Origin of the sequence: Brevundimonas albigilva, from assembly GCF_023573565.1 — a bacterium.
GTDB classification, from domain to species: domain Bacteria; phylum Pseudomonadota; class Alphaproteobacteria; order Caulobacterales; family Caulobacteraceae; genus Brevundimonas; species Brevundimonas albigilva.
Map to the genome: position 1 here is coordinate 2,425,885 of NZ_CP097649.1, position 18,140 is coordinate 2,444,024.

The 18,140-nt window shown below is 70.8% G+C and carries 15 protein-coding genes; 7 read left to right on the top strand and 8 right to left on the bottom strand.

All coding sequences use genetic code 11. The features are described from left to right. Positions 1 to 21: 21 nt before the first annotated feature. The 5 genes from M8231_RS12080 (at position 22) to M8231_RS12100 (ending at position 5,875) form a co-directional block, all read left to right on the top strand. Positions 22 to 759 carry a TorF family putative porin gene (locus M8231_RS12080; RefSeq protein WP_249749730.1) on the top strand — a complete coding sequence of 246 codons (738 nt, stop codon included), beginning with the start codon at positions 22 to 24 and terminating at the stop codon, positions 757 to 759. Further along, complete coding sequence (gene kdpC / locus M8231_RS12085; RefSeq protein WP_249749729.1) at positions 759 to 1,334, top strand: K(+)-transporting ATPase subunit C; 576 nt, start codon at positions 759 to 761, stop codon at positions 1,332 to 1,334. Before M8231_RS12080 ends, kdpC begins: the two co-directional genes overlap by 1 nt. Continuing rightward, positions 1,331 to 4,000: a DUF4118 domain-containing protein gene (locus M8231_RS12090; RefSeq protein ID WP_431307134.1), complete on the top strand. Its 2,670-nt coding sequence runs from the start codon at positions 1,331 to 1,333 to the stop codon at positions 3,998 to 4,000. The genes kdpC and M8231_RS12090 overlap by 4 nt, the downstream gene beginning before the upstream one ends. A gap of 7 nt (positions 4,001 to 4,007) precedes the next feature. Continuing rightward, positions 4,008 to 4,691 (top strand): response regulator, encoded by a 684-nt coding sequence (locus M8231_RS12095; protein WP_249749728.1) that lies wholly within the window; start codon positions 4,008 to 4,010, stop codon positions 4,689 to 4,691. Between the two features lie 164 nt (positions 4,692 to 4,855). After that, complete coding sequence (locus M8231_RS12100; protein WP_250201544.1) at positions 4,856 to 5,875, top strand: class I SAM-dependent methyltransferase; 1,020 nt, start codon at positions 4,856 to 4,858, stop codon at positions 5,873 to 5,875. On the opposite strand, the gene M8231_RS12105 is transcribed toward M8231_RS12100, so the two are convergent. Beyond that, positions 5,869 to 6,534: an FkbM family methyltransferase gene (locus M8231_RS12105; RefSeq protein ID WP_249749726.1), complete on the bottom strand. Its 666-nt coding sequence runs from the start codon at positions 6,532 to 6,534 to the stop codon at positions 5,869 to 5,871. The genes M8231_RS12100 and M8231_RS12105 overlap by 7 nt on opposite strands. Next, positions 6,510 to 7,712, bottom strand: a complete 1,203-nt coding sequence (locus tag M8231_RS12110; RefSeq protein ID WP_249749725.1) for a tetratricopeptide repeat protein — start codon at positions 7,710 to 7,712, stop codon at positions 6,510 to 6,512. The genes M8231_RS12105 and M8231_RS12110 overlap by 25 nt, the downstream gene beginning before the upstream one ends. A 114-nt stretch (positions 7,713 to 7,826) precedes the next feature. On the opposite strand from M8231_RS12110, the gene M8231_RS12115 reads away from it, so the two are divergent. Both M8231_RS12115 and M8231_RS12120 read left to right on the top strand, forming a co-directional pair. Beyond that, complete coding sequence (locus M8231_RS12115) at positions 7,827 to 8,324, top strand: GAF domain-containing protein (protein WP_250201545.1); 498 nt, start codon at positions 7,827 to 7,829, stop codon at positions 8,322 to 8,324. A gap of 45 nt (positions 8,325 to 8,369) precedes the next feature. Next, on the top strand, positions 8,370 to 9,047 hold the full coding sequence (locus M8231_RS12120) for an SDR family NAD(P)-dependent oxidoreductase (RefSeq protein ID WP_249749723.1): 678 nt from the start codon (positions 8,370 to 8,372) through the stop codon (positions 9,045 to 9,047). A 52-nt stretch (positions 9,048 to 9,099) separates the two neighbouring features. Here M8231_RS12120 and glyS read toward each other — a convergent pair whose 3' ends face one another. The 6 genes from glyS to M8231_RS12155 form a co-directional block, all read right to left on the bottom strand. Next, complete coding sequence (glyS, locus tag M8231_RS12125; protein ID WP_249749722.1) at positions 9,100 to 11,280, bottom strand: glycine--tRNA ligase subunit beta; 2,181 nt, start codon at positions 11,278 to 11,280, stop codon at positions 9,100 to 9,102. A 156-nt stretch (positions 11,281 to 11,436) separates the two neighbouring features. Continuing rightward, on the bottom strand, positions 11,437 to 12,330 hold the full coding sequence (locus M8231_RS12130; protein ID WP_249749721.1) for a glycine--tRNA ligase subunit alpha: 894 nt from the start codon (positions 12,328 to 12,330) through the stop codon (positions 11,437 to 11,439). 100 nt (positions 12,331 to 12,430) lie between these two features. Next, positions 12,431 to 13,336, bottom strand: coding sequence for a fasciclin domain-containing protein (locus M8231_RS12135; RefSeq protein WP_249749720.1), 906 nt, complete (start codon positions 13,334 to 13,336; stop codon positions 12,431 to 12,433). A gap of 176 nt (positions 13,337 to 13,512) precedes the next feature. Continuing rightward, entirely contained in the window at positions 13,513 to 14,418 is a 906-nt protein-coding gene (locus M8231_RS12140; RefSeq protein ID WP_249749719.1) for a 4-(cytidine 5'-diphospho)-2-C-methyl-D-erythritol kinase, read from the bottom strand. 2 nt (positions 14,419 to 14,420) lie between these two features. Next, entirely contained in the window at positions 14,421 to 16,370 is a 1,950-nt protein-coding gene (locus M8231_RS16930; protein ID WP_284150788.1) for a tetratricopeptide repeat protein, read from the bottom strand. 67 nt (positions 16,371 to 16,437) lie between these two features. After that, the gene (locus tag M8231_RS12155) at positions 16,438 to 18,093 is read right to left on the bottom strand and encodes an electron transfer flavoprotein-ubiquinone oxidoreductase (RefSeq protein WP_249751945.1); all 1,656 of its coding nucleotides are present in this window, start codon (positions 18,091 to 18,093) and stop codon (positions 16,438 to 16,440) included. Positions 18,094 to 18,140 lie beyond the last annotated feature (47 nt).

Below are 18,140 nucleotides of genomic sequence, written 5' to 3' on the forward strand. Positions count from 1 at the left end.
CCTCTCATGAAAGCACACTCCATGACCCGCAAACCGCCTTACAGGGGCTCTGGCCGGAACGACGTCTGGTTCGCCGGCTCCGGCCTGATCGCCCTGGTGATCTGGGGCGTCGCCAACCATGCCGACGCCCAGGAGGCCGAGGGCCCCCGGTGGTCCGCCAACGTCGCCGTCGCCTCGGACTACGTCTTCCGGGGCGTCAGTCAGACCGAGGAGGACGCGGCGATCTCGGCCGGTGTCGATCTGACCAACGGCGCCGTCTACGCCGGCGCCTGGGCGTCGAACGTCTCCTTCGCCGGGGATGACGACACCGGGATCGAAGCCGACCTCTATGCGGGCGTCCGCCCGCAGTTCGCCGGCTTCGACTGGGATTTCGGCGGGGTCGGCTATCTGTACGACGAGCCCGGCGCGCTGGACTACGACTACATCGAGCTGAAGGCCGCCGCCTCGCGCGCCATCGGCCCGGCCACGGTCGGCGCCGCCCTGTACTGGTCGCCTGACTTCTTCGGCGCGGCCGAGGACGAGGCGACCTATGTCGAGGCCAACGCCGCCTTCAGCCCCGCGGACCGCTGGACCGTCTCGGGCGCGGTGGGCCGGCAGTTCGTGTCCTCCGACCTGGACTACACGACCTGGAACCTGGGCGCGGCCTTCGCCCTGACCGACGCCCTGGCGATCGACGTGCGCTATCACGACACCGACGAACACGACCTTGGCGACGCCTATGGCGGCCGCGCCGTGGCCAGCCTGAAGGCGACCTTCTGATGCTGCGCTCGATCCGCCCCGCGATCGTGATGGTCGCCCTCTTCACCCTGCTGCTCGGTCTCGCCTATCCGCTGGCGGTGACCGGCGTCGCCCAGGCCGTCTTCCCGGATCAGGCCAACGGCAGCCTGATCCGAAACGCCGACGGCCAGGTGATCGGCTCGGCCCTGATCGGCCAGCCGTTCGCCGGCGCCGCCTATCTGCATCCGCGCCCCTCGGCGGCCGGCGACGGCTATGACGCCGCCGGATCGTCCGGCTCGAACCTGGGGCCGTTGAACGCGGATCTCGCCGCCCGCGTGGCGGAGGAGGCCCGGAACATCCGCGCCGAGGACGGACCCGGCGCCATCGCCGCCGATGCGGTGACGGCCTCGGCCTCGGGCCTCGACCCGGACATCTCGCCGGCCTACGCTCGGCTTCAGGCCGCGCGCATCGCGGCGGCGCGCGGCGTGCCCGTCCAGGAGGTCCAGAACGTGATCGACCAGCATACGGACGGGGCTCTGCTCGGCTTCATCGGTCAACCGCACGTGAATGTGCTGCTGACCAACCGGGCGCTGGACGCGCGCGTCCCGGCGAGCTGAGCTTGCCGGAGCCTTCCCGCACCGATCCCCTGAAGCCGGCCTCCCGCAAGCGAGGCCGGCTGAAGGTGTTTCTGGGCATGTCCCCGGGGGTCGGCAAGACCTACGAGATGCTGCGCGCCGCCCGCCGCCGGAAGGCCGAGGGCGACGATGTCGTCGTCGGCGTCGTCGAGACCCACGGCCGACGCGAGACCGAGAGCCTGCTGCGCGGGCTGGAGGTGATGGCGCGCCAGCCGACCGACTACAAGTCGCGGACCCTGATGGAGTTCGACATCGACGGCGCCCTGGCGCGGCGGCCTGGATTGCTGCTGGTCGACGAATACGCCCACTCCAACGTCCCGGGCTCGCGCCATCCAAAGCGATGGCAGGACGTGGAGGAAATCCTGGCCGCAGGCGTCGATGTCTGGACCACGCTGAACGTCCAGCACCTGGAAAGCCTCTCCGACGTGGTCCTGAGGATCACGGGCGTGCGCCAGCGCGAGACTGTGCCGGACGGCGTCCTTTCGAAGGCCGACGACATCGAGGTGATCGACATCACCCCCGAGGAGCTGCGCAAGCGTCTCGCCGAGGGCAAGGTCTATGTCCCCGAAACCGCTCGCCTGGCGTCCGAGAACTTCTTCAAGGTCGAGAACCTGACGGCCCTGCGGGAGATGGCCCTGCGCCGCGCGGCCCAGACGGTGGACGATCACCTGGTCGCCACCCTGCGCGAAAAGGGGGTGCAGGGCCCCTGGGCGGCGGGCGAGCGCATTGTCGTCCTGATCGGCGGGGACGGCATGGCGGCGGAACTGGTGCGGACCGGCCGCCGGCTGTCCGACATGATGATGGACGCGCCCTGGACCGTGGCTCACGTCGACCGGCCCAGCGCCTCGTCATCCGGCGCCGCGCGGGCGGCGCGGCTCGCCGAGGCCCTCAAGCTGGCCGAGCAGCTGGGCGCGCGAACGGTGGTGCTGAGCGGCGACGACGTGGTGCGGGCGGTGATGGATTACGCCCACCAGAACAATGTGACCCAGATCGTCCTGGGCAAGCGTCGGGACAACCGGCTGCGCGAGCTGCTGGGGCGGTCTCTGGCCGCCGAACTGCTGAGGATGTCACGCGGCGTCGCCATTCACATCGTGACCGACCGCGCGGTCGAGGCTGCGGAACCGCCCGCCCGGCGTCCGCTGAAGGCGACCGATCTGGCCGGCTACGCCATCGGGGTGGGGTTCGTCGGGATTGCGACGGCGCTCGCCCTGGCGCTGGACCAGTCGTTCGAGCGGGTGGATCTGGGCGTCGTCTATCTGTCGGCGGTTCTGGCGGCCGGCGTGCTCTACGGCCTGCGTCCGGCCCTGGCCGCCGCGACGGCGGCCTTCCTGGTGTACAACTTCCTGTTTCTTCAGCCGCGCTACAGCTTCGCCATCGGTTCGCCGACGGACATCCTGACGCTTCTGGTCTTCTGGGCCGTCGCGCTCGTCACCGGCTATCTGGCCGGGCGGGTGAAGGAGCAGGCGCGGCGCGCGCAGAGGCGGGCCTCCGCCGTCTCGGCCCTGCTGGCCGCCAGCCAGACCCTGACGGACGCGGACGGCGTGACGGAGACCGCGCGCGTCCTGGCCGAGCAGACCGCCGCCGCCGCAGGAGCAAAGGCCGTCGTCCTCCTTCCCCAGGGCGACGACCTCACGCTGGCCGCCAGCGCGCCTCATGCCGAGACCCTGGGCTCGGCCGCCATGGCCGCCGCCCGTTGGGCCTGGGAACACGGCGAGCCCGCCGGCCACGGGACCGGCACCCTGCCCAACACGCCCTGGACCTTCAGGCCGCTGCAGGGGGTTCGCGGCCGCGCGGGCGTGGCCGGAGTGGAGGCCGAGGCCTTGGCGCCCGGCTCGGACGAGGAACGGCTGGCGATCGCCCTGCTCGACCAGGGCGCCGTCGCCCTCGAACGCGCCCGCCTGGCGGGCGAGGCGGTCGAGACCGAGAGCCTGCGCCGCGCCGACCGTTTCCGGGGCGCCCTGATGAACTCGGTCAGCCACGACCTGCGCACGCCCCTGTCCACCGTGCTGGGCGCCTCGACCACCCTGATCGACTATGGCGACACCCTGAAGCCCGAAGTGCGCGACGACCTGATGCTCAGCATCCGCGAGGAGGCCGAGCGGCTGAACCGCTACGTCGGCGACCTGCTGGACATGACGCGGCTGGAGGGCGGGGGGCTGAACGTCCGCTCCGATTGGGTCGATGTGCGCGATGTCCTGAACGCCGCCGCCCAGCGGGTGTCGCGTCGGCTGGAAAACCGCCGAACGACGCGCGACTTCCCGGCCCAGCTCAGCCTCGTCATGCTGGACCAGGGGCTTCTGGAACAGGCGGTGGTCAACATCCTGGAGAACGCGATCGCCTACAGTCCCGACGGCTCGACCATCGAACTGGCCGCCTATGAGGATCGCGGCTCGGTCGTCATCTCGATCGAGGACGAGGGCAAGGGCATCCCCACCGCCGAACTGGAGCGGGTCTTCGACAAGTTCCGCCGCATGGAGGAGCCGACCGACCGCTCCAAGGGCGCGGGCCTCGGCCTTGCGATCTCCAAGGGCTTCGTCGAGGCCATGGGCGGTCGCATCGCCGCCGCCAGCCCCATCGTCGACGGCCACGGCACGCGCATCCTGATCAGCCTGCCCAAGGCCATCGCGACCCACCGCGACCTGCTATAGACAGACCATGTCCGCCGTCCGTCCCGTCATCCTCGTCATCGACGACGAACCCCAGATCCACCGCTTCCTGTCGCCGGCCCTGGACGCGGCGGGATACGAGCCCAGGCGCGCCGACAGCGGCCAGGAAGGCCTTCGCGGCGTCGCCCTGTGGTCGCCCGACGCCGTGGTGCTGGACCTCGGCCTGCCGGACATGGACGGCAAGGCCGTCCTCGCGCGCGCTCGCGAGTTCTACGCCGGCCCGATCATCGTCCTGTCCGCCCGCGACCGGGAGGCCGAGAAGATCGCCGCCCTCGACCTGGGCGCCAACGACTATGTCGAAAAGCCGTTCGGCGTCGGCGAACTGCTGGCCCGCCTGCGGGTCAGCCTGCGCGCCTCGACCCCGGACGCTCTTGGTCCGATCGACGCCGGCCAGGTCTCCATCGACCTCGACCATCGCCGCGTCCGCCGCGCCGGCGAGGTCGTCAGGCTGACCCCCAAGGAGTTCGACGTCCTCGCCCATCTGGCCCGCCACCGCGGCAAGGTCGTCGGCCACGGGGACCTGCTGACCGCCGTCTGGGGCGGGGCGCACGCGAACGACACCCAGTACCTGCGGGTGGTCGTCGGTCAGTTGAGGCAGAAGCTGGAGACGGATCCGGCGCATCCGGCGCTGCTGCTGACGGAGCCTGGCGTGGGTTACCGGCTCGACGCGTAAGGTCAGCTTTTCGGACGCCGGATCGCCTCTTCTGCGAATCGCAGCCGTTCTCGATTCGTCCCCACAGGGACGAGCCCCCTCTTTTCGCGCGTCGGTTGGACGGGTAGAGGCTGTCGGCTTGAGCCTCGGTCGGAGACGATAGCCGCCGCGGAGGGAGTTTGAACTTGACGGGCCTTGCCGACGCCTTCCGTCGTCTCGACGGATTTTTCAGACAACTGAACCGGCTGCCCGGCCGCATCACGCGGATGGAACGCGCGCTCGCCCGCCTGGAGGTCGATTTCGCCGAGCACAAGCGCGAGACCCGCCTGATCCTGGACGCGCTGGCGCTGCCGCCGGTCGAACAGTGGAAGGGGCAGCCGCCCCTGATTCCGAACGCGGCGCCGGGCGAACGGGCGTTTCCGGGCGGCGCGCTGTGCCGCCAGGAGTCCTTTCGCGCGCCCTATTTCTCCTACTGGACCGGCCGACTGGGGGATTCGCTCCGCTATCACCGCAAGCTTTGGGAATTCGTCTTCATCGCCCAGGCCTTGTGGGAGCGGGGGGCGGTTCGGACAGGAGCCCGCGCGCTGGGGTTCGGGGTCGGTCTGGAGCCGCTGCCGGCCTTCTTCGCCTCGCAGGACGTGGCGGTCGTGGCGACGGACCTGGCGTTGGACGGCGCCGTCGAGATGGGGTGGGTCGACACCCTTCAGCACGCCCACGGCAAGGAATCCCTGCGCCGGCCGGCGGTGTGTCCCGACGCGCTGTTCGACCGCAATGTCTCATTCCGAGAGTGCGACATGAACGCGGTGCCCGCCGACCTGGTCGATTTCGACTTCTGCTGGTCGGCCTGCGCGCTGGAACATCTGGGGTCGATCGAAAAGGGTCTGGCCTTCATCGAGCGGTCGGTCGAATGCCTGAAGCCGGGCGGCTGGGCCATCCACACGACCGAGTTCAACCTGTCGTCCGACGTTGCGACCGTGGACCACATGGAGACCGTCCTGTTCCGCCGGCGCGACCTCGAAGCGCTGGCCCAGCGGCTGGCGGCCAAGGGCCACAGGATGGCGGTCATCGACTGGAACCCGGGCGACGAGCCGCTGGACGTCTATTACGACGTCCCGCCCTACAAGCCCCAACCCCACGTCAAGGTCGCCCTCGCCGGCTTCGCCGCGACATCGATCGGCCTGATCGTGCAGCGCGGCGATCAGTAGGCGGGACGCATCGGCCGTATCTTCACCGGCCGCCGGCTCATGACCACGTCGCAGCCGTTCAAGTCGATCATCTGGTGCGCCTCCATCGGCGTCAGCGCGGCCGTTTCCTCGATCTTCCAGAAGCGGAAGCCCTGCCCCGCCAGCCAGCCGACGAACTCGGGCATGGAGGCGCGGCACTGCATCTGGATCGCGCTCCATTCCAGACACACGACGATGTCCGGGTTTTGCAGCAGCCGCGCGGCGCCGCGCAGGATCAGGGGCTCGGAGCCCTCCGCATCCAGTCGGATGAAGTCCGCGCGCGCGAGGCCCAGGTCGTCCAGCCGCACGGATTCGACGTCGATCACCTCGGTCTCGGCGCCGATCGCGCTCTCGACGACGCGGGTATGGCCGCCCCCGGAATGACGGCGGCTGGTCACGAAGCTGAGGCGGCCCGGCGCATCGGCCGCCGCCTGGTCGAGGACGCGGACGCGCCCGTTATAGGCGTTCAGGTCGACCGAGCGGCGCAGCAGGCCGACCAGGCGCGGATTGGCTTCCAGCGCGGTCACCGGGCCATCCGACCCGACGCGGCGCGCCATGGCCACGGTGTAGTAGCCCAGGTTCGCGCCGACCTCGACGCCCGCCCGAGCGGCGTGATCTAGCCGCGCTGACCGCCCAGCCACGCCCAGGTGCGATCCAGAAGGGCGGACGCCCGCGCACGGACGCCGCCGGCGGATGCGCGATAGTCCCGCAAACGCCGACGATAGCCCATGTTCGCGGGATCGAGCTCCACCGCGCGCGTCAGGGCCGCGATCGCTTCGTCGCGTTCGCCGGCCGACCAGGCGATCAGCCCCAGCCAGCCGTTCAGGTGGGGCATGCGCTGCATCTCGACCTCGGCCATGACCTCGCGCGCGACCGCCAGCGCCCCCTCCGGATCCTTGGCGGCGGCCAGGGCGTCGGCGTAGGCGACCAGGTAGATGAAGTACCGGGACGTCAGTTCGATGTTCCGGCGATGCAGGTCCAGCGCCTCTTCATGCCGTCCCGCCGCCGTCAGAAGCCGCGCCAGCGTCACGCCGGCGATGGCGCTGTCGGGGTTCTGCTCGACCGCGCGGCGCGCCAGGGCGATGGCCGTCGCCTGGCGCGACGCCGGCTGCCGTTCGGCCAGGTGGCACAGATAGGCCGTGCTGCCCCGGCGTCTCTGACGCCCCTCTCGCTGGAAGGTGCGGACATCCGCCGTGCCTTCCAGCACGCCGAACACCAGCGAAACCAGCAGCCCGACCTCCAACATATAGGTCGCCGCCGGGTGGCCGCTGTACGGCAGGGCGATCTCGTCGATGTCGATGTCGCGCACGATCAGGTCGCGGTGCAGGCGGTCGTCGCTGGCGGGATCATAGACCACGACCGGTCGAATGGCGGAGGTTATCGGCCCGTCCAACTCGGCCCGCCACTGGATGCGCCGCCCATCCGCCGGCCAGCGCTTTTCGAACGGGGCCTTGGCGGGATCGATGGAATACTGCGGCGAAAGGGCCAGGGCGGCATGGGCGCCGGCCCGGTCGGCGAAGCGGATGGCCGCATAGGCCCCCATGCTCGACCCATAGGTCATCACCCGCGTCGCGCCCGCGGTCGCCGCGCGCACGGCGGCCAGGGCCGCCTCCATGTCGGGATACTGGTACCAGTCCTCGCGCTGGCCCATCACGTGGATGGCCGAAACGCCGTATTGCTTGAGGAACGCCTCTCCGAAGCCCTCGCGGTCGAAGCCGTGGCCGATGCTGTAGTTGTCGAACGTCACGACCCAGCGGCTCTGATCCTGGGCCGGGACGCGGCGCACGACCAGGTTCTCGCTGCGGAACAACTCATCCATCGTCCGCTCTTTAGCGCCGCTTTTTTCGCGCGGCGAGCGATATCGTCAGTCGGTCGGACGGCCCTTCGCATCGTCCGGTTCCGGCCCTATATGCGGCCGCGAAGGAGACCCGTGATGTCCTATGTCGCCCGCGACGACCGCCCCGCCGACAAGGCCGCCCGCTACGCCGAGGCCGAGGCCGAGATCCTGGCGGTGCTGGAGGGCGAGCCGAACGTGACGGCGCGCATGGCCACGGTGTCGTCCATGCTGGCGGACGCGTTCGACGATTTCTTCTGGACCGGCTTCTATGTCGTGGCGCCGGACAAGGCGGACGAGCTGGTGGTGGGGCCGTACCAGGGCACGCTGGGCTGCCTGCGGATCGCCTTCGGGCGGGGGGTGTGCGGCGCAGCGGCGGCCACGAAGACGACGCAGGTCGTCGAGGACGTGCACGCCTTTCCCGGCCACATCGCCTGCGACAGCCGCTCGGCCAGCGAGATCGTCGTGCCGGTTCTGGACGCCTCAGGCGCGCTGATCGCCGTCTTCGACGTGGACGCGACGACCAAGGCCGCCTTCGACGCGACGGACGCCCAGGCGCTGGAGCGGTTGATGGGCAAGGTGTTCGCCGCCGGTTGATCCCACGGCCGCCCGCTCTAGGATCGCGGCCGAAGGAGAACGCACATAACGGATCGGGTCGTCGCCATTACGGGCGGACACGGGGCGCTGGGCCGCGCGGTGCTGCAGGCGGCGCTGGCCGGCGGGCTGAAGGTCGCCGTGATCGACCACGCCCGGGGCCGTTCCGCGCCCGACGGCGTGCTGGAGGTCGGCGGCGTCGACCTGACCGATCCGGCGCAGGCGGGCCATGCGATCGCCGCCGTCATCGGCCGCTTCGGGCGGCTGGACGCCCTGCTGAACATCGCCGGCGGCTTCGTCTGGCAGACCACCGACGACGCCGAGCCCGCCTGGGACCGGATGCACGCCCTGAACGTGACCACCGCCCTGAACGCCAGCCGCGCCGCCCTGCCCTATCTGAAGGCGTCGGACGAAGGCCGGATCGTCAACGTCGGCTCGGCCGCCGCGCTGAAGCCGGGCGCGGGCATGGGGGCCTATGGCGCGGCCAAGACGGGGGTGCACGCCCTGACCCAGGCCCTGGCGGAGGAGCTGAAGGCGACTTCGGTGACGGTCAACGCCGTCCTGCCGTCGATCATCGACACGCCGGCCAACCGCAAGGACATGCCCGACGCCGATCCTGCCCAGTGGGTGGCGCCGGCCGACCTGGCCGCCGTCATCCTGTTCCTGGCCTCGCCGGAAAGCCGGGCGATGACGGGGGCGCTGGTTCCGGTGACGGGGCGGGTGTGAAATCCTCGTCATTCCGGGCAGCCGCAGGGCGCACCCGGAATGACGAAAGCGACTAGCCCGCGATCTGGCCGAAGTCGGCGACCTGGCCCATCACGTCGCGGACCTGACCCAGCAGCTTCAGCCGGTTCTCGCGCTCCTCGGCCACGTCCGAGTTGACCAGCACCGCCTCGAAGAAGGCGTCCACGGGCGCGCGCAGACCCGCAAGGGCCGACATGGCGGCGGCGAAGTCCTCCGTGTCCAGCGCCGTCTCCACCGCCGTCCGAGCGGCGCCGACGGCGAAGGCCAGGGCGACCTCTTCCTCCGGTTGGTTCGGCAGGCCGGTCCGGACCATGCCGGTCGGCAGCGGCCCCTTCTTCTCCTCGGCGCGCAGGATGTTGGAGGCGCGCTTGTAGCCCGCCAACAGGTTCGCCCCGTCGTCGGTGGCGAGGAAGGCGGCCAAGGCCTCGACGCGGCGGACGATACGCACGAGATCGTCGTCGCCCAGGGCGAAGACGGCGGCGACGAGATCGTGGCGCTGGCCCTGGTCGCGCAGGAGGACGGTCAGGCGGTCGGCGAAAAATTCAAGCACCTGCTTGGGAGAGGTGTAGGCGGTGACAGCATATACGACCCCATCGGCGCCGTACTTCGCGCTCACCCACGGCATTCCCGCCACTTCGGGACGCTTACTCAGTTTTGCCAAGTCGTGCGCTTCCGAGGCTGGATAGCCCGGCAGCGCTCGCTCCTCAGCGTAGTAAGTCGCCAGCCAATCCTGCAGTCGAGTTTCGAAGTCGCCGAAGCGGACATCATTCTCAAGAATGAGCCGGATCACGCCCAGCGCCGCGCGGCGAAGCGCATAGGGGTCCTTCGACCCCGTGGGCTTCTCGTCGATGGCGAAGAAGCCGACCAGCGTGTCCAGCTTGTCGGCCAGGGCGACGGCGACCGTGACCGGCGCGGTCGGGACGGTGTCGGCCGGTCCCTGCGGCTTGTAGTGGTCGCGGACGGCGTCGGCGACGGCGTCGGGCCGGCCGGCCAGGCGGGCGTAATAGCCGCCCATGATCCCCTGAAGCTCCGGGAACTCGCCGACCATGCCGCTGGCCAGGTCGGCCTTGGCCAGGCGCGCGGCCTGTTCGGCCTGGTTCGGGTCGGCGCCGACCAGGGGAGCGATCTCGCGGGCCAGGGCGGCGATGCGCGCGACGCGCTCGGCCATGGTCCCCAGCTTGGCGTGGAAGGTGACGCCTTCCAGCTTCTTCAGCCAGGCGTCGAAGCCCACCTTCTGGTCCTCGTCCCAGAAGAAGCGGGCGTCGTTCAGGCGCGCGCTCAGCACGCGGCTGTTGCCGGCCGCCAGGGCCTTGCCGCCGTCGGTCGCCTCGACATTGGCCACCACGACGAAGTTCGGCGCCAGCCCGTCCCGGGCCGGATCGCGCACGGCGAAATACTTCTGGTGCACCTTCATCGACAGGCGCACGACTTCGGGCGGCAACGACAGGAACTGCGGGTCCATGTCGCCCAGGATCGGCGTCGGCCATTCGGCCAGGCCCGCCACCTCGTCCAGCAGGCCGTCGTCGTCGACCAGGGTGAGCCCCCGCGCGGCGCAGGCGGCCTTGGCCTGTTCCAGGATGCGCAGCTTGCGGTCGGCCATGTCCAGCAGGACGAAGTTCCGCTCCAACTGCTGGCGATAGTCGACGAAGTCGCTGACCTTCAGCGGCTGGCCCGAGCCCAGGAAGCGGTGGCCCTCGGTGATCGCATCGGACGCAATGCCGTCGATCTCGAACGGAACCACCTTGCCGTCGAAGACGCACAGGATGCGCTTGATCGGCCGCACCCAGCGCAGGCTTCCCGTGCCCCAGCGCATCGACTTGGGCCAGGGGAAGGCCCGCACGATCTGGTCGACCATCTCGGGGATCAGGTCCGGCGTGGCGCGGCCCTGGCTGCTGATGACCGCGAACAGCACGCCGTCGCGCTCGACCAGCTGCTCGCGCGTCAGGCCGGTCTTTCTCAGGAAGCCTTCCAGCGCCTGGGGCGGGGCCGAGACCTTGGGCCCCTTCACCTCTTCGGAACGGTCGGGCGTGGCGGCGGGCAGGCCGTCGACCACCAGGGTCAGGCGGCGCGGGCCGGCGTAGGTCGTCAGCGCGTCCCAGGTCAGGCCGGCGGCCTTCAGGCGATCGGACGCCATCCGCTCCAGGTCGCGCGCGGCGCCCGGCTGCATGCGGGCGGGGATTTCTTCGGAGAAGATTTCGAGGAGGAGTTGGGGCATCGGGGTCTCAAGTCTGTCCGCTCATCCCGGCGAAAGCCGGGACCCAGCGCTTTGGGCGCGCCAACGGCGCCGTGTGGTCTTCAACCGCCATCCCGGACATCGCGCCGTGCGACACGACCGGATCCCGGCCTTCGCCGAGATGGGCGGAACGGGAAATCATGCCTCGGCCCGTTCCTGCTCGACCTGCGCCAGGGCGCACGCCTTGCACAGGTCGCGGATGCGGCCGATGTAGCTCTGGCGTTCGGCCACGGCGATGGCGCCGCGGGCGTCCATCAGGTTGAACAGGTGCGACGCCTTCAGCACCTGGTCATAGGCGGGCAGGACCAGCGGCTGGCCCTGCGGCCCCTTCATGGTCAGCAGGTGCGCGGCCTCGCGCTCCATGTCCTCGAACCGGCGCTTCAGCCCATCGACGTCATAGCCGTGGAAGTTGGCTTCCGACTGCTGGCGCTCGTTCTCCAGGAAGACCTCGCCATAGGTCAGGCCGTCCTTGTTGAACTTCAGGTCATAGACGTTGTCGACGCCCTGGACGTACATGGCCAGGCGTTCCAGGCCATAGGTCAGCTCGCCCGACACCACGTCCACCTCGATGCCGCCGACGCCCTGGAAATAGGTGAACTGCGTCACCTCCATCCCGTCGCACCAGACTTCCCAGCCCAGGCCCCAGGCCCCGACCGTCGGGTTCTCCCAGTCGTCCTCGACGAAGCGGATGTCGTGCAGTTTCGGATCGATGCCGATGGCTTCCAGCGACCCCAGATACAGCGCCTGGAGGTCGTCCGGGTTCGGCTTCAGGATGACTTGATACTGGTAATAGTGCTGCAGCCGGTTGGGGTTCTCGCCATAGCGGCCGTCGCCGGGGCGGCGGCTGGGCTGGACGTAGGCGGCCTTCCAGGGCTTGCGTCCCAGGGCGCGCAGCACGGTCGCCGGGTGCAGGGTGCCGGCCCCGACCTCGATGTCGTAGGGCTGCAGGATGGCGCACCCCTGGTCGCCCCAGTAGCGGTGCAGCGTCAGGATCAGGTCCTGAAACGCGAGCGGTTCAGTCGAAGCGGTCAAGTCGGGCTCGGGGAAGGCTCAGAAAAAAGACGGCGGACCATAGGGCCCGCCGCCTTCCGCTTCAACTCGCCCCGACAAGGGGCGAAGGCCGTCCGACGCCTTACTGCGGGGTCGGGTCGCCTTCCTGATCGCCGTCGACCGCATCGGGGGTCTGGACCGGCGGGGTGGCCGAGGGGTTCACGGCCGGGTCGGCGGCGCTGTCCATCTGGCCGTCGGTCGGGTTGGCGACCGGGGGCGAGGCGACCGTCGTGGCGGTCGCGGCCGGCTGGCCGTTCGGCGCCGTCATGCCCGGCTCGGCCGGGGTGGTGGTCTCGGTCGCGGCCGCGTCGTCGCCAGAGGTTTCGCCCGCCTCGGTGGCGGTCGCGCTTTCCTCGTCGCCCATGGCCGCCATCGACTGGGCCGGGTTCAGCACCTTGTCGATCGGGAAGACCGCGCCGTTGGAGGCGTCCAGCTCGGCGCTGACCACCGTGGCGCCGTCGGCCCTGATGGCCTCGCCGGTGCCGTCCAGCAGGATCTGCGCCTCGGAGGCGGTGGGCACGCCGCCCTTGCGGCCCTCGATCTGGTCGGGCGTCACGTCGGCGACGATCACGTGGTACAGCAGCACCTGACGCAGCTCATTGGCGTTGGCCGGGTCCATGAGGCGGGTGCGCTCGGCTTCCGGCAGGGCGGCGAAGGCCGCGTCGGTCGGCGCGAAGATCGAGATGGCCGGACGCGTCGACAGGGTCTCGGTCAGCTGCGCCTGGTCCAGCGCGCTCAGCAGGGTCGAGAACTGGCCGCTGGCGCGCAGCACGTCCACGACGGTCTCGCCGGCGGCGGGCGTTTCGGTTTCGGCTTGCGGCGCCGCCTGGGGCGCGGCCTGGGCCGGGGCGGGCATGGTCTGCGGCGTGCTGGAGGTCGTGGCTTCCGGGACCGTGGTCTGGGCCGGAGGCGTGGCCTCCTGGGCCAGGGCGGGCGCGGCCATCAGGGTGGCGACGGCGGTGGCGGCAAGCAGTTTGGTGCGAAGCATGGCGGTTTCCTCTTTGCGTTGTGGGATCGCGCTCGGGGGAAAGGCGATCCGTTCCCGTATTCGGAACTGGCTGGCAAAGTCGCAAACCGACGCTACGGTTCCGCGAAAGTGAAACAATCGGAAACTTTCGTGATGATCTTGGCGAAAGCTCGACCATACAGCGGCGAAGACGCCGGTTACGCCGGATTGTCGCCCGAAAGCTGAGCGTTTGCTTCAGCGCCCTTCAGACGACCGGCGCGCACCCACCAACCCGGTCGCCGGGCCGCCAGGGCCTGCGCCGCCGCGCGCGCGGCCGCGTCGTCGGCGTAGAGACCGAACACGGTCGCGCCCGAGCCCGACATCCGCGTCAACAGCACGCCCTCGCCGGCCGCGACCTCGGCCAGGGCCTCGCCGATGGCGGGCGCCAGCGACAGCGCCGGCGCCTCCAGGTCGTTTCGCTGGCGCGACACCCAGTCCGCCACTCCGCGCGGGCTCCAGTCGCCGGGAGGGGCGGGGCGATCCGCCGACCGAACGGGTCCGGCGTCATAGGCGCGATAGACCGCCCCCGTCGGCGAGGGGACGCCGGGATTGACCAGAAGGATCGGCAGGTCCGGCAGGCGCGTCTCGACCGTCAGCCGGTCGCCGCGCCCCTCGGCCCAGGCCGGGCGGACGTGAAGGCACATCGGCCCGTCGGCTCCCACGACCGCCGCCGCGGTCTCCAGCGCCGGATGGTCGGCCTCCAGGCCCAGGGCCGGGGCGGCCAGGCGCAACGCCGCGCCGGCGTCGGACGACCCGCCCCCCAGGCCGGCGGCGATCGGCAGCTGCTTGTCCAGAACGACCCTCAGCGCGGGCGGCCCTTTCCCCGTGGCTTCGCCCAGGCGACGCAGCGCCCTGAGGATCAGGTTGTCGTCCGCGTCCGCCAGGGCCGCCGCGAACGGCCCCTGCACTTCCAGCGACAGGCGCTCGGCCGGCTCGACCGAGACGCGGTCGCCCACGTCGGCGAAGGCGACCAGGCTGGCCAGCGGATGATAGCCGTCGGCGCCCGTCGCGCCGACGTGCAGGAACAGGTTGATCTTGGCCGGGGCCGTCGCCGTCCGCCGCATGGCTATTGCGACACGCCGCCGGTCGCCGCCCCGTCGTCCAGGCCCTGCTCGATCTTGCGCTCGACCTCGGCGCGGCGCGCGTCGTCGGGTTCCAGCACCAGGACGCGCTTCCACATCCATTCCGCCTCGCGACGGCGCCCGACCCGCCAGTAGGCGTCGCCCAGGTGGTCGTTGATCTCGGCGTTGGCCGGCTCCTTGTCGATGGCCTGCTCCAGCGAGTCCACCGCGGCCGAATAGTCGCCCTGACGGTATTGGGCCCAGCCCAGGGAATCCTGGATGTTGCCGTTCTCCGGCTCCAGGGCCAGGGCGCGCTGGATCATCTCGGCCCCCTGCTGCACGCGCAGGTCCCGGTCCACCCACAGATAGCCGAGGTAGTTCAGCATGTCGGCGTCCTCGGGCGCGGCCTGGACGGCGGCCCACAGCTCGGCCTCGGCCTCGGGCACGCGCTCCAGCGCCTCGTAGGCCGCGCCGCGCAGGAAGTGGACCTGGGCGGTCTGCCCCTCGCGGTTCAGCAGCGGGCCGTTCAGAATTTCCAGCGCCTCGGCGTTCTTCTCGGCCGGCATCAGCTGGCCGGCCAGCATCAGGGCGACGCGCGCATCGTCCGGCGCCGCTTCGGCCGCGCGGCGCAGCTCGGCCAGGGCGTCTTCGGGCCGCCCCTCTTCCTGCAGGCCCGCCGCCAGCTGGGCCCGCGCGGTGGCGTAGAGCACCGGGTCCTGGGTCCCCACCAGGGAATAGGCGGTGCGCGAGGCGGCCGACAGTCCGGCCCGGTCCAGCGTCTGCCCCAGGGCCAGCTGCGAGGCGGGCGTGTCGTCAAGGTTCAGCGACAGGCGCAGATAGACGGCGGCGAACTCGTGCCCCCGTTCGGCCGAGGCCTGGGCGGCGGCGTTGGCCAGGGCCTCGGCGGCGCCCTGGCGGAAGGTCGGCATGGCCGGGGCGCGGCCGCCGTCGCGGGCGCGCGTCAGGGCCCGCACCAGGGCCAGGTCGACCGTGCCCCCTTCGATGGCCTTGCGATAGACGGCCAGGGCTTCGTCGCGTCGCCCGCGCCGCTCCAGGAACTCGCCGTAGGGGCGATGGAACAGGGCGCCGATCACGGCCGTGTCGGACAGCCCCTTCAGCGCGGCCTCGGCCTCGTCATAGCGACGGCGATGCTCCAGCAGCTGGGCCTGGTTCAGCCGGGCGAAGGCCAGGGTCAGGGGGTCGGCCGCCGTCGGCGGGGCCTGCAGGGCGCGGTCCCAGTCCCCGGCCGCCGCCGCGATCCACGGCGACACCATCAGCCCGGCCCGCGCATGAGGCGCGGCGATCGGTTCGCGCGCCAGGGCGGCGTCGGCGGCGCGGGCGTCGCCATGCGCGAAGGTCTGGACGATGCGGACCAGGCGTCCGCCCTCCACCATCACGGCCGGCGCCTCGCCCGGCGCGGGGGCGATGCGAGCGGCTTGGTCCAGGTCTCCGGACAGCAGCGCCGAGGTGAACGCCTGGGCCTTCACGCGCGGCTGCTCGGGCGTCAGGGCCTGGGCGCGCGCCAGGAAGTCGGCGCCCGCCCCGCCCTGGCCCTGCATCAGGGCCAGCTTGCCCGCCAGATAGAGGCCATAGGCGCTGCGGCCCTCGGCGTCGGTCGGCACGGGGGCCCACACCTCGGGGATGGCCGGCTCGGCCGGTTCCTCGGCCAGGGTGACGGTCGGCGGCGTCTCCTCGTCGTCCGGCGACGCCTCGTCGGGCGCATCCTCTCCGGGCGCAGTCTGTCCAGGCTCCGTCTGGCCGGGCGCGGCCTCGTCGGGGGACTGCTCGGGCGCCAGTATGACGGCGGGCGGCAGCTGGTCCTGCGGCGCGATCCGACGAACGGGCTCGCCGGACGGCAGGGTCTGCGCCCGGGCGGCCCCGCCGGCCATCCCGGCGGCGAGGGCGAGCACGCTCAGGGAGGCGGCGAACAGGCGCGAACGATCAGCAGCGGTCATGCGCCGGACCCTTCACGCTTTTCCGGCGCCGGGCAAGGGGCGCGCACGCCCCCGCGCCCGCTGTCGATCACATGTTCGGATAGTTCGGGCCGCCCCCGCCCTCTGGCGTGGTCCAGACGATGTTCTGCGACGGGTCCTTGATGTCGCAGGTTTTGCAGTGGACGCAGTTCTGGGCGTTGATGACGAAGCGCGGGTCCTTGCGGGCCGCCTCGTCGCCATAGACGACCTCGTACACCCCCGCCGGGCAATACAGCCGCGCCGGCTCGCCGTATTTGGGCAGGTTGACGCGGATCGGCACGGACGGATCCAGCAGCTTCAGGTGGGCCGGCTGGTCCTCGGCGTGGTTGGTGTTGGAGATGAAGACCGAAGACAGCTTGTCGAACGACAGCTTCCCGTCCGGCCTGGGATAGGCGATCGGCTTGTGGCCGGCGGCCGGCTCGGTGGAGGCGGCGTCGCTCTTGTGGTGTTGCAGCGTCGGAATCGGCGACCAGCCGCCCAGCAGGGTGCGGCACCACATGTCGAACATGCCCAGCGCCCCGCCCAGCGTCGTGCCGAACTTGGACAGCAGGGGCTTGGCGTTGCGAACGACCGACAGCTCCTTATAGACCCAGCTCTTCTCGAACGCGGTCTGGTACTCGACCAGTTCGTCGCCGGACCGCCCGGCCTGCACCGCGTCATAGGCGGCGTCGGCGGCCAGCATGCCGGTCTTCATGGCGTTGTGGCTGCCCTTGATGCGCGGCACGTTCACGAAACCGGCGGAACAGCCGATCAGCGCGCCGCCGGGGAAGGACAGTTTCGGAATGGACTGCAGGCCGCCCTCGGTGATGGCGCGCGCGCCATAGGAGATGCGCGTTCCGCCCTCCAGATGCTTGGCGATATCCGGGTGGTGCTTGAAGCGCTGGAACTCGTCGAACGGCGACAGATGCGGATTCTTGTAGTTCAGGTGCACCACATAGCCGACGGCCACATAGCGGTCGCCGAAGTGATACAGGAAGCTGCCGCCGCCGGTGTGCTCGTCCAGCGGCCAGCCGGTGGTGTGCTGGGCCAGGCCCGGCTGGTGCTGTTCGGCCGGGACCTGCCACAGCTCCTTCAGGCCGATGCCGTACTTCTGCGGCGACTTGCCGTCCTGCAGCCTGTGTCTGGCGATGATGGTCTTGGCCAGGGAGCCGCGCACGCCCTCGGCGATGAAGACGTACTTGCCGTGCAGTTCGATGCCCGGCTGGAAGTCGCCGGTCGGCTTGCCTTCGCGGTCGATGCCGAAAACGCCGGCGACGACGCCCTTCACCCGCCCCGTCGGCTCGTCCCAGACCACGTGGCTTGCGGCCATGCCGGGATAGACCTCGACGCCCAGCGCCTCGGCCTGTTCGCCTAACCAACGTGTGAGATTGCCCAGCGAGGCGATGTAGCAGCCGTGATTGTGCATGAAGGGCGGCATCAGCGGCATGGGCAGGGGCGCCGACCCCTGCGGGCCCAGCAGCAGGAACCGGTCCTTGGCGACCGGCGTCTCCAGCGGCGCGCCGCGCGCCTTCCAGTCCGGGAACAGTTCGTTCAGCGCCTTGGGATCGATCACGGCGCCCGACAGGATATGACCGCCGACCTCGGCCGCCTTTTCCAGCACGGCGACGCTGACCTCCTTGCCGTCCTTCTCGGCGCGCTGCTTCAGGCGGATGGCGGCCGACAGGCCGGCGGGGCCGCCGCCGACGATGACGACGTCGTACTCCATCACCTCGCGCTCGACGCCCTCCAGCGCCTCGATCGGCGGCAGATTGT